This window comes from Streptomyces sp. NPDC088812 (genome assembly GCF_044750285.1).
Classification (GTDB): domain Bacteria; phylum Actinomycetota; class Actinomycetes; order Streptomycetales; family Streptomycetaceae; genus Streptomyces.
Window position 1 is genome coordinate 78,955 of sequence record NZ_JBIVJP010000007.1, and the last position, 14,493, is coordinate 93,447.

The 14,493-nt window shown below is 75.5% G+C and carries 6 protein-coding genes; 4 read left to right on the top strand and 2 right to left on the bottom strand.

The window, feature by feature from the left end:
* Positions 1–693: 693 nt before the first annotated feature.
* Both ACIP67_RS14345 and gabT read right to left on the bottom strand, forming a co-directional pair.
* Positions 694–1,374, bottom strand: a complete 681-nt coding sequence (locus ACIP67_RS14345) for a phosphatase PAP2 family protein (RefSeq protein ID WP_401691696.1) — start codon at positions 1,372–1,374, stop codon at positions 694–696.
* Positions 1,375–1,850: 476 nt separating this feature from the next.
* Positions 1,851–3,185, bottom strand: a complete 1,335-nt coding sequence (gene gabT / locus ACIP67_RS14350) for a 4-aminobutyrate--2-oxoglutarate transaminase (protein WP_401691698.1) — start codon at positions 3,183–3,185, stop codon at positions 1,851–1,853.
* 337 nt (positions 3,186–3,522) lie between these two features.
* On the opposite strand from gabT, the gene ACIP67_RS14355 reads away from it, so the two are divergent.
* From ACIP67_RS14355 to ACIP67_RS14370, 4 genes are all read left to right on the top strand, one after another.
* Positions 3,523–8,736 carry an NB-ARC domain-containing protein gene (locus ACIP67_RS14355; RefSeq protein WP_401691699.1) on the top strand — a complete coding sequence of 1,738 codons (5,214 nt, stop codon included), beginning with the start codon at positions 3,523–3,525 and terminating at the stop codon, positions 8,734–8,736.
* Between the two features lie 117 nt (positions 8,737–8,853).
* A complete protein-coding gene (locus tag ACIP67_RS14360) occupies positions 8,854–9,909 on the top strand; it encodes a hypothetical protein (protein WP_401691701.1) in 1,056 nt (351 codons plus the stop codon).
* A gap of 162 nt (positions 9,910–10,071) precedes the next feature.
* Positions 10,072–12,702, top strand: a complete 2,631-nt coding sequence (locus tag ACIP67_RS14365) for an ATP/GTP-binding protein (protein ID WP_401691703.1) — start codon at positions 10,072–10,074, stop codon at positions 12,700–12,702.
* A 112-nt stretch (positions 12,703–12,814) separates the two neighbouring features.
* Positions 12,815–14,413 carry a PucR family transcriptional regulator gene (locus ACIP67_RS14370; RefSeq protein ID WP_401691704.1) on the top strand — a complete coding sequence of 533 codons (1,599 nt, stop codon included), beginning with the start codon at positions 12,815–12,817 and terminating at the stop codon, positions 14,411–14,413.
* Positions 14,414–14,493 lie beyond the last annotated feature (80 nt).

Sequence of the window (14,493 nt, forward strand, 5' to 3'; positions counted from 1 at the left end):
CGCGACGCGGACACCGCCCCGTCCCCGCACCAGGTGCCGAGCCCCCCTGCGCCGGGACTGCACCGCCTCGACGCGGCCGTGGGAGGCGCTGCCGGACACGGTCCGCCCACGGCTCGACGCGGTCGGTCGCCCGGCACCCGGACGGCCGCGGAGGCCCGCCGCGGCCCGGCACCGGGGCCCGGCGCACGGCTCGACGCGGACACACACCCCGCGCCCGGCTCGGCCGGCGGCTCGGCGCGGCCGCTCGCCCACCGGTGGGCGGAGCGCCCCGGACGGGCCGGGGTGCTCGCCCGACCGGGCCGAGGCGCTCGCCCGACGGAACCGGGGTGCTCGCCCGACCGGACCAAGACGCTCCCCCGACGGAACCGGGGTGCTCGCCCGACCGGACCGAGGCGCTCACCCGACCGGACCGAGGCGCTCACCCGACGGAACCGGGCCCGGACCGAGGCGCTCGCCCGACCGGACCGGGGTGCTCGCCCGACCGGACCGAGGCGCTCGCCCGACCGGACCAAGACGCTCCCCCGGCCGGACCGAGGCGCTCCCCCGGCCGGATCGAGGCGCTCCCCCGGCCGGACCGAGGCGCTCGCCCGACCGGACCGGGGTGCTCGCCCGACCGGCGGGCGCACCGCCCGGCGCGCCGCTCACCGCGGGCACCGCGGACGGTGGTCCGGCGTGCGGGCACCCGGCCCGCGGCTACCGTGCGAGGCGGCGCAGCAGCAGCCACAGTGCGCCCAGCAGCGCCGCGCCGAGGCACCAGCTGGCCACCACGTCCAACGGCCAGTGGTAGCCCTGGCGGACCAGCCCGATGGAGACGGCGGCGACGAGGGCGGCGGCCGTGGCGGCGACCGCGCGGCGCGCCAGTGCGGTGACCAGCCAGGGCAGCAGGACCAGGGCGGCGGAGCCGTAGGCGAGGGCCGCCGTCGCCGTGTGCCCGGAGGGGTAGTAGCCGGTGGCCGGCGGCACGGCGGGCGTGCCCGGCCGGTCCGTCCACTCCTTCAGCGGAAGGACGATCAGCGGCATCAGCGCCATCAGCACCGCCACGGCGACGGGCGGCAGCCACCAGCGCCCGACGCCCGCGGCCCTCCCCCTCCGGGCGGTGTACCAGACGACCAGGACCAGCACGGGCACCGCGACCGACACGTTGCCCAGGTCGGCGAGGAGCTCGCAGACCCGGTCCCGGTGGACGAGCGCCCGGCTGAGGCGTTCGTCCGCCCGCAGCAGCGGGCCGTCGGCGACGACCTGCCAGGTGAGCAGCGTGAAAAGGAGGGCGGGCAGACCGAACAGGAGGGCGAGGAGGCCGGGGCGCGGAGCCGGAGTCCCGGCGTCCGGCGACGCGGACGCGTGCTCGGTCCGCCGGCGGAGGCGGGTCGACATGGAGCCCAGCTTGCCAGGCGGGGGCGGGGAGGGCTGCCGGGAGCCGCGGGCGCGACCGGAGGCACGACGAAGACCCCGGAGCGCGTCCGGGGTCCGTCTTCCGTGGTCTGTACCTGAGAAGGAGGTCGGCCACCCCGGAACAGGGGGGATGGTTCCGGGGTGGCCGTCCGGACCGGGGCGCCGGCCGCCCCGGGGGGTCTGGGGCGGACGACTGTCCGATCGGTGAGGAGATCCGGAGCCGAGGCTCCGTTCGTGTGCGCGAGGCACGACCAGGTCGAAGCTGGGGAGGCTCCGGCCCGGGTTCACCCGCGGTCGCCCGCGGGTGGGGGTGTATCTCTCATCTGGGGAGAACCTACGGCAGTGACTGCCGGGACGACAGGGCGATCCGTCTCCCGCCATCCACCTCGCACACCTTCTTCACACGCTCTGCCCGGCCCGGAATTCCGTGGCTCCCGGACCGGGCGCACAGGGCCCGCTCAGATCCGGGCGAAGGCCTGCTCGATGAGGTCGAGCCCCTCGCCCAGCAGGTCGTCGCCGATCACCAGCGGCGGCAGGAAGCGCAGCACGTTGCCGTAGGTGCCACAGGTCAGGACCAGCAGGCCCTCCTGGTGGCAGGCCTTGGCGAGCGCGGCGGTCGCCTCGGGGTTCGGCTCCTTGGTCGTACGGTCCTTGACCAGCTCGATGGCGATCATCGCGCCGCGGCCGCGCACGTCGCCGATGACGTCGAACTTCTCGGCCATGGCGGTCAGGCGGCCCTTCATGATCGCCTCGATGTTCTTCGCCCGGGCGTTGAGGTCCAGCTCCTTCATCGTCTCGATCGAGCCGAGCGCGCCCGCGCAGGCCACCGGGTTGCCGCCGTAGGTGCCGCCCAGGCCACCCGCGTGGGCGGCGTCCATGATCTCGGCGCGGCCGGTGACGGCGGCGAGCGGCAGGCCGCCCGCGATGCCCTTGGCCGTGGTGATCAGGTCGGGGACGATGCCCTCGTCCTCGCAGGCGAACCACTGGCCGGTGCGGCAGAAGCCGGACTGGATCTCGTCGGCGACGAAGACGATGCCGTTGTCCGCGGCGAACTGCCGGATCGCCGGCAGGAAGCCCTTGGCCGGCTCGATGAAGCCGCCCTCGCCGAGCACCGGCTCGATGATGATCGCGGCCACGTTGTCCGCGCCGACCTGCTTGGTGATCTGGTCGATGGCCTGCGCGGCGGCCTCGGGGCCGGCGTTCTCGGCACCGGTCGGCCAGCGGTAGCCGTAGGCGACCGGGACGCGGTAGACCTCGGGCGCGAACGGGCCGAAGCCGTGCTTGTACGGCATGTTCTTCGCCGTCAGCGCCATGGTGAGGTTGGTCCGGCCGTGGTAGCCGTGGTCGAAGACGACGACCGCCTGCCGCTTGGTGTACGCGCGGGCGATCTTCACGGCGTTCTCGACGGCCTCGGCGCCGCTGTTGAACAGCGCGGACTTCTTGGCGTGGTCACCCGGGGTGAGCTCGGCGAGGGCCTCGGCGACCTCCACGTAGCCCTCGTAGGGGGTGACCATGAAACAGGTGTGGGTGAAGTCGGCGAGCTGCGCGGAGGCACGGCGCACGACGGCCTCGGCGGACGCGCCCACGCTGGTCACCGCGATGCCGGAGCCGAAGTCGATGAGGCGGTTGCCGTCGACGTCCTCGATGATGCCGCCGCCCGCGCGCGCGGTGAACACCGGCAGCACGGAACCCACGCCCTGCGCGACCACGGCGGTACGGCGGGCCTGGAGTTCCCGCGACTTCGGGCCGGGGATGGCGGTGACGACGCGGCGCTCCTGCGGAAGTGCGGTCATGGGGTGCTCCCTGATGGTCTTGCGTACCGGGTGGTCCGGCGGGGTGCGCGGTCCGGGGTTCTCCGGAGGTGCGTCCGGCGGACACAGTGCTTCTCTTCCCGCAGGCTAGGGCGACGGACGGAGGGTCGGCATGCTCCATGTGGGCGTTGTCGGCGCCACCGGTTGTCCGCGGTGGACATAGCCGGTCGACGGGCTCCGGACCCGGCCCGCTCCGCCGGTACCGACGCGCGTGTTCTGGACGCGGCACGGACACGCGACAATGCAGACGTGTTCTGGCACGCGGGGCCCAGCCGTCGCACGACGACGCGCGGGCCGACGGAACGGGGGTGCGTGAGGCTTGACGGCGGAGGTCGACTACCCGGGGCAGGTCAAGCTGGACTTCTGCAGGAGGCTGGGCGACGACTGGAGGGACCTCGCCGACCTGCTGGAAGTCCCCCCGCACGTGGCACGCGGCTTCGTCCGGGGCGACGAGGCACGGGGCGTCTGGGAGTGGCTGCTCGCCCGGGGCGGCCTGGGCGGGCTTCCGTCCGCCCTCCACGGCATCGGCCGGGAGGACCTGGCCCACGTCTTCGACGGCCGGGCCCGCACCGTCGCCGCGGCCCCGTCGCCCGGGAACCGCGCGAACGTTCCCGGCCTGCCCTCCCGCTACCTCGAACGCGGTGAGTTGATCGCCCGGTTGCGGGACCGTCTGCTCGCCTCCGGCCCGGGCGGCCCGTCCAACGCGCCGCTGATCATGATCACGGGCATGGCCGGCGTGGGCAAGTCGGTGACCGCGCGGGCGCTCGCCCGGGACCCGGCCGTCGTCGAGCACTTCGGCGACGGCGTCGCCTGGCTCGAACTCGGCAAGAGACCCGACATCCAGACCCGGCAGAACCAGCTCATCGAGGCCCTCGGCGGCGTGGCCGGCACCTCCGTCGACCAGCAGCAGGCCAACGTCCGCCTGAACGACCTGGTGCGCGGCAAGTCCTTCCTGCTGGTGCTCGACGACGCGTGGGACCCGGAGCACCTGCGGGCCTTCGAGATACACCACCCCACCGTCACCCTCCTGGTGACCACCCGCGACCGCGAGCTGCTGCACACGGAGAACACCGAGGAACTCGTCGACGCCCTGGACGAGCGGTCGGCGCTGAGCCTGTTCGCACGGCATCTGGACGTCGCGCCCGGGGACCTCACCGAGGACGAGCTGGGCATCGTCGAGGAGTGCGCGGGACTGCCCCTGGCCCTGGCGGTGGCCGGCGGCATCGTGGCGGGGCGCCGGTGGTACGCGGAGGGCCTGCTGCACAGACTGCGTTTCGGCCGTGTGGACCAGTTCGACATCCGTCTGCGGGACTACCCGTACCCGAGCCTGCTGAAGGCGCTGGACGCCAGCATCGTGGAACTGAGCCCGGCGCAGCTCGCCTGCTGTCTGAGCCTCGCGGTGTTCCGGAACGCCGGCAGTGTTCCGCGCGCCGCCTTCGGCCACCTCTGGGCGAGCCAGGGCCTGTCGCGGTACGAGGTCCAGGACATGCTGGTCGCCCTCGACCGCAGATCCCTGCTGTCCCTGGACCCGGACACCGACCGGGTGAGCGTCCACGGCCTGCTGTACGACTACATCGCCCTGTGCGTCGATCCGGCCGAGCTGCGGCGGCACCACCGGGACCTCGCGCACAGCTACCTCGGCCACTGGGGAGGACTCCAGGAGTTCCTCAAGGACCTCCGGGCCGACGGCGAGCCGGACGAGGGGCAGCGCTACGGCATCGCGCACATCGTCTTCCACCTGGCCGAAGGGGGGTGCGCGCAGGAGATGCACCGCCTCCTCGCCCTCTCCGTACCGCCCGGCGCGGCGGGCGGGACGGGCGCGGACGGCGCGAACCTCTGGTACTCCCTGCGCAACGCGCTGCACCAGGGCGAGGGGTACCTCGACGACGTCCGGATCGCCTGGGACTCCGTCGGGAGCGGACCTGTCGCCCCGGGCGCGGACGCGGAGTCCGGTGCCCCGGCCTTCGAGCCGAACGTGGCGCTCCGGCTGCGGTACGCGCTCATCACCGCCTCGATCCGGAGCATCGCGGCGCAGATCTCCCCCCGGCTGCTGTCCCGCATGGCGGACACCGGCGCCTGGCCCGGCGACAGATGCCTGCACCACGCGCTGCGGATCCCTCAGGCGGACGCCAGGACGGAGGCGCTCGCGACCCTCCTGCCCCACCTCTGCGAACCGGACGTGAAGGGCGCGGTCACCGAGATCGTCGCGGGACTCCCCCATGTGAAGAAGACCCACCGCGCGCGGACCCTGGCCCTCGTCGCCGCCCGCCTGTCCCCGGAACACACCCCGGTCGTCCTCGGCCTGCTGGACGACATGCGGTCGCCGCCGCACTTCGCCGACGTCGTCGAGGCGCTCCTCCCCGCGCTGACGGAACCGCTGGCGAGGAAGGCGCTGGAGGGCTCCGAGAGATTCCGCCACAAGCCGTACGGCGCCTGGGCGCGGGCTCTCCTCGCCACCTGCCTCCCGGCGGCGGAGCGCGTCGGTCTCCAGCTCCAGTGCCTTTTCGAGAGCTCCTTCGGCGGAGCCCAGCAGCACCGGGAGACCGCCGGGAAGGCGATCCGCGACGTCCTGGGCGAGGGGGTGGACGAAGAACGCGTCCTCGACGTCTTCGCCCGTGTGTCGGCCGACGCCAAACCGGTCAAGAAGGTCGTGCTGGCCGGTGTCGCGCTGCCGCTGCTGTCGGGAAGCCGTCACCGGACGCTCCTGGAGCAGGCCCGGACCTGGGCCGCCGCCGTTCCGGGCCCGGCGGACCGCTGCCTCGGCCTGTCGCTGCTGGCCGGCGTGGCGAGCGGCGACGCCCGCGCCGCCCTGGCCGATGCCGCGCTCGCGGCGGCAGCCGAGGTGCGCGATCCCACGGCAGGGAGCAGCGCACTGGTCGCGGCGGCCCTCGCCGGTACGGACCCCACCGCCGTCGAAGCGGCGTTGGAGGCGTCGATCGACGCCGCGAAACGGTCGAGGAACAGGCCGCCCACCGCGTTCCTCACCCTGTGCCCCCGTCTCCCGGACGCCTTGCTGGACCGGGCGCTGGAGGCGGCGGGCGCCATGGGGTTCTGGCGCGGCAGGGCGTACGCCGCCCTCGCGCCCCGGCTCACCGCCGACCGGCTCGGCGCGGTCCTGCGGCTCGCCCGGAGGAACACCTGGTCGGCCAAGCAGCTGATTCCGGCCGTCTTCGCGTTCCTGCCTCCGCCGCTCCGCCTGGAGGCGGTCTCCGTCATCGCGGAGCTCGACCCGCCCGCCGACCGGGCCGAGCTGCTCCAGACGGTGGCCGCGCACCTGGACCCGGCCACGGCACAGTCCGCGCTGCCGTCGGCGCTGGCACTGCGGGACCGGTCGCTGCGGTTCGCCACGCTCGCGGCCCTGGTTCCGCAGGCGCCTCCCGCCGTGCGGCACGCGGCCATGGAGGACGTCGTCGGGGAGTGGGAGGCCGGTGCGGGCGACGGGCAGACCCGTTGGATCGACCTGCTCTGCGAGCATCTCGACAAGCGACAGCTGGAGCGGATGTCGGCCCGGATCGAGACGCTCCGCGACATCCATCTCGCGGTGTCGGCGGTCACGGCCCTCCTGCCCTACGGGGACCTGGGCGAACGGCGGTCGCTGATCCGGTCCGCCACGGGTCCGGCACGCCGGGTGTCCGACCCCGGAGCCCGGGTTCGCGCCCTGATCGGGCTGGCCAGGAGGGTCCCCCGCAAGGACCGGGACGACCTGCTGACGCAGGCCCTGGAGGCCCTCGGGCACGTCACCTCCCCCGCGGCACGGCTGGAGCACGTCTTCGCCGTCCTGTCGGCCGCGCCGCCGGCCCACGGACCGGCAGCCGCGCGTCTGGCGCTCTCCGCGCTGCCGCTCACGGACGACGCCGAGGTGCGCGGCCAGGCCGCGGCGGCGCTCGTCTCACCGGCCCTGCGGGAGTCCGGCCTCGTGCCGGAGGAGGATCTCCCGGCCCTGACGGCGTACACCGAGCGGGCGGCCACCCGGCCCACCGCGTCCGTCCGGTCGTACACCAGGGTGTTCACGCTCTCCGGCCCTCCGCTCGGGAAGCTCGCCTTCGCCCTGGCGGCCGAGGAGGAGGACGCCAGGTCCGCGAGCCTGGTCGCGGTCGCGCCGCACCTGCCGCCCGCCCTCCGGGAGGAGGCGGTGGCGGGGGCGAGACTCCTGACGGACAAGGCGCTGCGGGCGCACACGCTCGACGGGATCGCCGATGCCGCTGAGGGGGAGCACCGGAGGGCCCTGCTGAGCGAGGCCTGGGACGTCCGTCTCTCCGTGGAGGACCGCAGCGCCGACGTCCGGGTGGCCGCCGCCTTCCTGCCGCTGGCGCCCCACGACGCCCTGCTGCCGGTGGGCCACTGCCTGGTGCAGGAGGCCCACGCGCTCGACGGCTCCCTGGCCAGGTGCAGGGCCGTCACGGCCCTCGCCGAGGTCCTTCCGCCGACCCTGGCCGGACGGGCCGCCGCCGTCGCCCACCGCGTGTCCGATCCCGTCATGCGGACGAGCGCGGTCACCGCGGTCTGCAAGCGGCTCCCGGCCGGTGTGGCCCGTCGCACGGTCGCCGGCGTCGTCACCGCCGTCGTCGAGACGTACGACGCCACCGTCGCGGCACGCGCCCTGGCCTCCGCGTCGGCGGTCCTGGACGAGGAGGACCGGACCCGGCTCGGGCTCGGGGTCCTGGAGGCGGTCTCCCGTCTCGGCAGCGGCGCGCTTCGGGCCGTGTCCTACCGCGAGCTGGCGAGGGTCCGGTCGGAGCCCGTCACCCAAGCGCTGCTGGAGAGGTCGCGGAAGCTCGACCCGCCGGACCGGGCGGTGGTCGTCGCGGCGCTCGCCGAGCACTGCGGCCCGGCCGAGCGGAGGTTCGCGCTGTCGCAGCTCGGCGGTGTCGCCGACGCGCGGGGGCGGGCGGCCGCGGCCAGAGCCCTGATCGCGCACATCGGGGACGAGGACGCCGGGGACGGTGCCGGGTTCTTCGACGTGATCGCCGGACTCGGCGACTGGTCCTACCTCCAGGCGACGCTGCTCGGAGCGCTGGCCTCCCATGGATCGCCGCAGGTCCGGACGCGGGCGCTGGAGGCGGCCCTCGGCCTGCCGAGGATCGCGCCGCGGGTCTCCGCGGTCATGACCATCGCGCCGCTGATGTGCGAGGAGGCCGAACTCGCGCGGTGGGAGTCGGAGTTCCTGTCCCTGTGCGCGCGGACGAAGAACCACGGGGAGAGGGCCGGCGCCCTGGTGGAGCTGAGCCGCTTCGCGCGCGGGCGGGACCGGGAGCGGATCGTCGTGGAGGCCGTCGTGACGTGCCTGACCCTGGCCGGTGCCCGGCGGCGGGCGGACCTGGCCAGGACCGTGGGCAGGGTGCTGGCCGGCCTGCGGACCGAGGACAAGGGCTCCCTGCTGGACCGGTGCCTGCGCGCGGCGACCGCCGAAGGACGCTCGGCGATCGTGTCGTGCCTTCCGGTCCTCGTCCCGCTGCTGCTGTCGGCGCACGCCGACGGAACCGTCCGGGGCGGTCACGAGGCGGTGGAAGACGTCTTCCGCTGGTGGACTTAGCACCACGGCCGCTGGTGGACTCAGCAGTACGGCCGCTGGTGGACTCAGCACCACGGCCGCTGGTGGACTCAGCAGTACGGCCTACGCGGCCGCCCAGTCGTCCGGATACTCTCCAGCATGGTCTCCCCACACGCCGAGGACGACTCCGCGGGCGTCGACGTCGTCATCCTCACGGCCCTCCCGCTGGAGGAACAGGCCGTCGTCAGGGCCCTGGGCGACTGCTCGGCGCACCCGTGGCGGGGGCGTACGCTGCGCATCGGCCGGGTCGACGGCCTGCGCGTGCTGGTGTTCCCCATGAACGGCATGGGCAACGTCGGATCGGCCGAGACCGCCACCCGTGTCATCGGGGTCTGGAACCCCGCGCACCTCCTGGTCGTCGGCATCGCGGGCGGTGCCCGTCGAGCGGGGGACGGCCCGCAGCTGGGTGACGTCCTCGTGGCCGACCAGGTCGTCGGCCACGAGCTGGGCAAAGCGCGCCCGGACGGGGTGGAACGGCGCTACGAGGTCTACCGCCCCGACCCTCGGCTGCTGGCGGCGGCACACGGGCTCGCACCCCGCGACTGGGCACTGGAGGCCGCCGTGCCCCGGCCCGACGGCGAGACCGGCCGTGTCATCCCGCGGGCCCTGTTCGGCCCGGTGTTCGCCGGTGAGAAGGTCCTGGCGGACGAGGCGACCCTGGAGGGCCTGCGGTCGCACTGGCCGAAAGCGGTCGGTGCCGAGATGGAGGGCCTGGGCGTCGCCGTCGCCTCCCACCGCGGCGGCCCCGGCTTCCTCATGGCGAAGGCCGTCAGCGACTTCGCCGACACGGCCAAGGACGACGACTGGCAGCCGTACGCCGCGGAGACGGCCGCGCGATTCGCCGTGGCGGTGCTGCGGAACGCCTCGCTCCAGGCGCGGCCGGAACGTCCGCAGGCGCTGCCCACCACCGTGCCGGTGCTGTTCCCCGGGCCGGTGAAGGTCCAGGTCTGCCGGCGCCTGCACGACGACTGGGAAGAGGTCGCCGACCTCTTCGACGTCCCACGGCACCACAGGGCACGCTTCCGGCCGGGGAACGAGCCGCGCGACCTCTGGGAGTGGCTCGAAGCGCGCGAGAAGCTGGCCACGCTGCCGGACCTGCTGGCCGGGATCGGCCGCGACGACCTCGTCCGGATCATGCGGCCCCCGACGCCGTGACCGTCGCCGCCCGCTCACCGTCCCCGGCGGGCGGGCCGAACGCGGACGGTGATCGCCCCGCGCGGAACCCGCACCGGCCGCGCAATCGGTGAATTCACCCTGCCGGGGCGTTAGATTGACTCGGCGATGACGGACGGAGCGGCTGCTCAGGGGGCAAGGGCGATGGACAGCGACGGGACGCAGGACGCACGGGGCACGCACGCGAATCCCGTGCCGCGCCCGGCGGGGCCGCCACAGCGCCCCGCGGGAGCGCCGCCGGAGCCACCGGCCAGGCCGACGGGACCCCCGGCGACGCCACCGGGACCTCCGGCAGTACCTCCGGGAACGCCGCCGGGACCTGCGGGGACGCGGCCGCAGCCGCCCGTGGTGCCGCCGCGGCCGGCCGGCGCACCGGGTGCGGCACCGCACCCGGCCGGGTGGACCGGAGGGGCCGGGCCGGACCGGCGGAGCCCACGGGGCCAGGAGACCGAGCGGGCGGCACAGGCCGCGCACGCCGGCCGGCCCCCCTCACCCCCCGCGTCGCCCCCCTCGTCCGCCGTGGCCGCCTGGCTGAACGAGGCGCGTCCGGCCGCGCGGCCGGGCGTCTGGCGGTTCGGGTACCGGTTGCCGAAGGCCGCGCGGGCGGCGGAGCGGCTGGCGCCCGTCACGGTCGTCGGCATGCTGATCCCACTGGTGGTCGCCCTGGTGCTGTGGTCGCTGTGGCGGCGCGGCGCCGTCCCGTACCAGTTCTCGCTGCTGCGCGTGTTCACCCCGGACGACTGGTGGTGGGGCGGCACGATCGCCTCCGCGCGCACCATGGAGGGCGCCGAGGCCCGGGTGGTCTACGACGGGGTGTTCTTCGCCGTCCTGCTGTGGGTGACGGGCCGGCTGGGCGGCTGGGCGGCCGCCGCGCGCCACGTCGTCGGACGGCGGCCGCAGCCGGTCCGGGCCCTGCTCGGCCTGCTGTGCGCGCTGGCCGCGCTGAGCCTCGTCTTCCCCGACGCGTTCCCCGGGGTCGGCTGGGACGCCCTGCCGGTCGTCGAGCCGCTGTTCTCGCTGATCGTCCTGGTCTCCGGCAGCTACGAGCTGTTCGCCTCCCCCACCTTCACCGACTTCCTGTACACGGTGATCACTGCGCTGGTGGTGTGGCCGTTCGCGCTGCTCGGCGGCTGGTGGCCGTACCTGAAGGAACGACTCGCCGCCCGCCGCACGAAGCCCGGCGGCACCGCGCCCGCGGGCGTGGAGCGGCCGCGCGCGCAGTGGCCCGAGCTGCGGGACGCCGGCGAGTACGAGGCGGCGGACGTGCTGACCGCCGAGGTCGCGGCCGGGCGGATGAACGACGTGGACTGCGCGCGCGTCACGCGCGCGTGGGCGGCACGGCGGCCGGACTTCCGGCAGACGGTGCTGCGGGAGGCGGGCGCCGCCTGGACGCACCCCTCCGGCGACCGCGACCTGCCCCGGCGCGGCGCCCGCCACGACCTGCTGGCCGGCCAGGTGCGCATCGGCCGCTGGGTCGCCGCCGAGCGCGCCCCCCTCGCCTACCACGACGCGGGCGCCGCGCTCGGGCCGGAGGCGCTGGGCACCTCGCTGCTGGCGGTCGGGCCGTCCGGCTCGGGCAAGACGCGCACGCTCGTCGAGCCGCTGACCGAGGCGCTGGCCCTCCAGGCGCTGACCGGGAGCTGCGCGCTCGTCGTGGTCTCCTCCCCGGGGAGCCCGCTCGGCTCCGACTCCGCGTTCGACGTGATCGTACGGATCGGGGACCCCTCGTCCGTCCACGACCTGGACCCGTACGCGGAGTGCGACGACCCCGACGAGGCGGCCGCCGTGCTCGCCGAGGCGCTGGTGGGAGACCTCGGCACGGTGAACGGCCAGAGCGCGGCCACCGCGCTCGCCCAGCTGCTCGGCCCCTACCGGGCCGCGCACGGCCGCTTCCCCGCCCTGCCGGTCCTGCGCGAGCTGCTGGAGGGCGATCCGGCGGCGCTGTCGGCACTGCGGGAGGCCGTGGCCGGGGACGAGGTCATGCGCCGCGAACTGGACGCGCGGGTACGGCAGACCGGCGTGCCCGGCGACGCGGGCCGCGCGCTCGCCGACCGGCTCGCGCTGCTGAACCGGCCGGTGTTCGCCGGCTTCTTCGGCGGCGGGGCCGACGCTCAGGGCGGGGCAGGGGCCGGCGCGCACCGGCCCTTCTCGCTGCGCGCCGTCGCCCACCACCCGCTGCGGGTCCGGATCGACCTGCCCGAGCGCGGCCACGAGGAGGCCGCCCGGCTGGTCACCCGGCTCGTCCTAGCCCAGTTCCAGGCCGTCGTACGGGAGGGGCGGCGGGCGCACTTCGCCTGTCTGGTCCTCGACGACGCGACGGGGACGGTCACCGCGGACTCGGTGCGCCGGATCCAGCGGCTGCGCGCGCGGAACGCGGGCGTGGTGCTCGCGCTGCGGACCGTCGCCGACGTCCCCGAGGCGCTGCACGGGCCGCTGTACGCGGCGGTGGGCTGCCGGATGGCGTTCTCCGGCATCACCACCTGGGACGGCAGCCGGTTCGCGCAGACCTGGGGCACCGAGTGGGTGGAGACGACGGAGGTCGCCCGGCACACCGTCTTCGCGGACCAGCCGATGACCCGCGCGATCCACGCCCTGCGCAAGCTGGTCACCGGCAAGGCCGTGACCACGGACGCGGTGACGGTGCGCCAGGTCGAGCGGGAGCGGTGGTCGGCGTCGCAGCTGGCGCACGAGGTGCCACCGGGGCACGCGGTGCTGTCCCTGACGACCGTCGGGGGCGAGCACGCGCCGCCGCTGCTGGTGGACCTGCGGGGCTGAGCCCGGGGGCCTGCGGGGACGTGAGGGAGCGCGGAGAACTCCGCCGGTGAGGCAGAATCGACCTGGGCCCTTCATACGAAGCGGCCAAGAGAGATCACCACGTGAAGGCACCATGCCCCCGACGCTCGCCTCGCTCGTCCACCACTCCGCGCTGAAACTGACCGTGCGGGCGGGCGAGGACCGCCTGGACGTCCCGGTGCGCTGGGCCCACGTCAGTGAGCTCGCCGATCCCGTGCCGTACATGGAGGGCGGGGAGCTGCTGCTGATCACCGCGCTGAAGCTGGACGCGGAGGACCCCCAGGCCATGCGGCGCTACGTGAAGCGCCTGGCCGGGGCGGGCGTGGTGGGGCTCGGTTTCGCCGTCGGCGTCGCCTACGAGGAGACCCCGAAGGCGCTCGTGGACGCCGCCGAGGAGGTGGGCATGCCCCTGCTGGAGGTGCCCCGCCGCACGCCCTTCCTCGCGATCAGCAAGGCGGTGTCGGCGGCGATCGCGGCCGACCAGTACCGGGCGGTGACGGCGGGGTTCGCGGCCCAGCGCGAGCTGACCAGGCAGGCGCTGACGGACGGGCCCGAGGGGCTGCTGGCCTCGCTCGCCACCCACGTCGACGGGTGGGCCGCGCTGTACGACGCCTCGGGAGCCGTCGTCGCGGCCGCGCCCGAGTGGGCGGGGCGGCGCGCGGGGCGGCTCACGGCCGAGGTGGAACGGCTGCGGGAGCGTCCGGCGCCCGCCTCGGTGGTGGCCGGCGGGCCGGAGTTCTCCGACCACGACGACCGGGTCGAACTGCACTCCCTGGGCACCGGCCGCCGGCCGCGCGCGGCCCTCGCGGTCGGGACGGCGTCGGCGCTCGGCACGGCGGAGCGGTACGCCGTGCACTCGGCGATCGCCCTGCTCACCCTCACCACGGAACGCTCCCGCTCGCTGCACGCGGCCGAGCAGCGCATCGGCGCGGCGGTGCTGCGCATGCTCCTGGCGGGCGAGCCGGACCACGCCCGGGCGGTCGCCGGGGACCTGTACGGCCGTCTGCTCGACGCCCCCTTCCGGGTGATCGTGGCCGAGCCGGCGCACGCGCGCGTGGCGGCCGGCGCCGGGGAGACGGCCGGGGACCTCACGGAGGCCGTGGAGTCGGCGGCCGCCCGGTCCGGGGAGGCGGTGCTGGTGGTGCCCGAGGGCGACCGGCTGGTGGCGCTGGCCGCGGACGGCGGCGCGGCCGTGGCGGCGTGCCTGCGGTACGCGGCCGCCTTGGAGAACGCCCGGTCCTCGGCGGGCGGACGCGACGGCGACGACGACGAACCGGTCGTCGGCCTGTCCGCGCCGTCCGGTCCGATCGCCGCGGCCGGGGCGTACAAGCAGGCCGAGCAGGCGCTGTCCGTGGCCCGCCGCCGCGGCCGGGTCCTCGTCGAGCACGAGCAGCTCGCGGCGGGCTCGGTCCTCCCCCTCCTCGCGGACGACGCGGTGCGGGCCTTCGCGGACGGTCTGCTGCGCTCCCTCCACGAACACGACGCGACCGGCCGGGGCGACCTGGTCGCCTCCCTGCGCGCCTGGCTCTCCCGCCACGGCCAGTGGGACGCCGCGGCGGCCGACCTGGGCGTCCACCGCCACACCCTCCGCTACCGCATGCGCCGCGTGGAGGAGATCCTCGGCCGCTCCCTGGACGACCCGGACGTACGGATGGAACTGTGGCTGGCCCTGAAGGCGACGGCCACGGATTGACTTGCTCCTCGGGCTGAAGCCCGGGGACCGGGCCGGAACAGACAGCCCGACCGACGGCCCCCGACCGACGGCCCCCGACC

Coding starts and splice junctions, on each gene's coding strand:
- gabT (WP_401691698.1), bottom strand. CDS start 3,185: ATGACCGCACTTCCGCAGGAGCGCCGCGTCGTCACCGCCATCCCCGGC.
- ACIP67_RS14345 (WP_401691696.1), bottom strand. CDS start 1,374: ATGTCGACCCGCCTCCGCCGGCGGACCGAGCACGCGTCCGCGTCGCCG.
- ACIP67_RS14360 (WP_401691701.1), top strand. CDS start 8,854: ATGGTCTCCCCACACGCCGAGGACGACTCCGCGGGCGTCGACGTCGTC.
- ACIP67_RS14370 (WP_401691704.1), top strand. CDS start 12,815: ATGCCCCCGACGCTCGCCTCGCTCGTCCACCACTCCGCGCTGAAACTG.
- ACIP67_RS14365 (WP_401691703.1), top strand. CDS start 10,072: ATGGACAGCGACGGGACGCAGGACGCACGGGGCACGCACGCGAATCCC.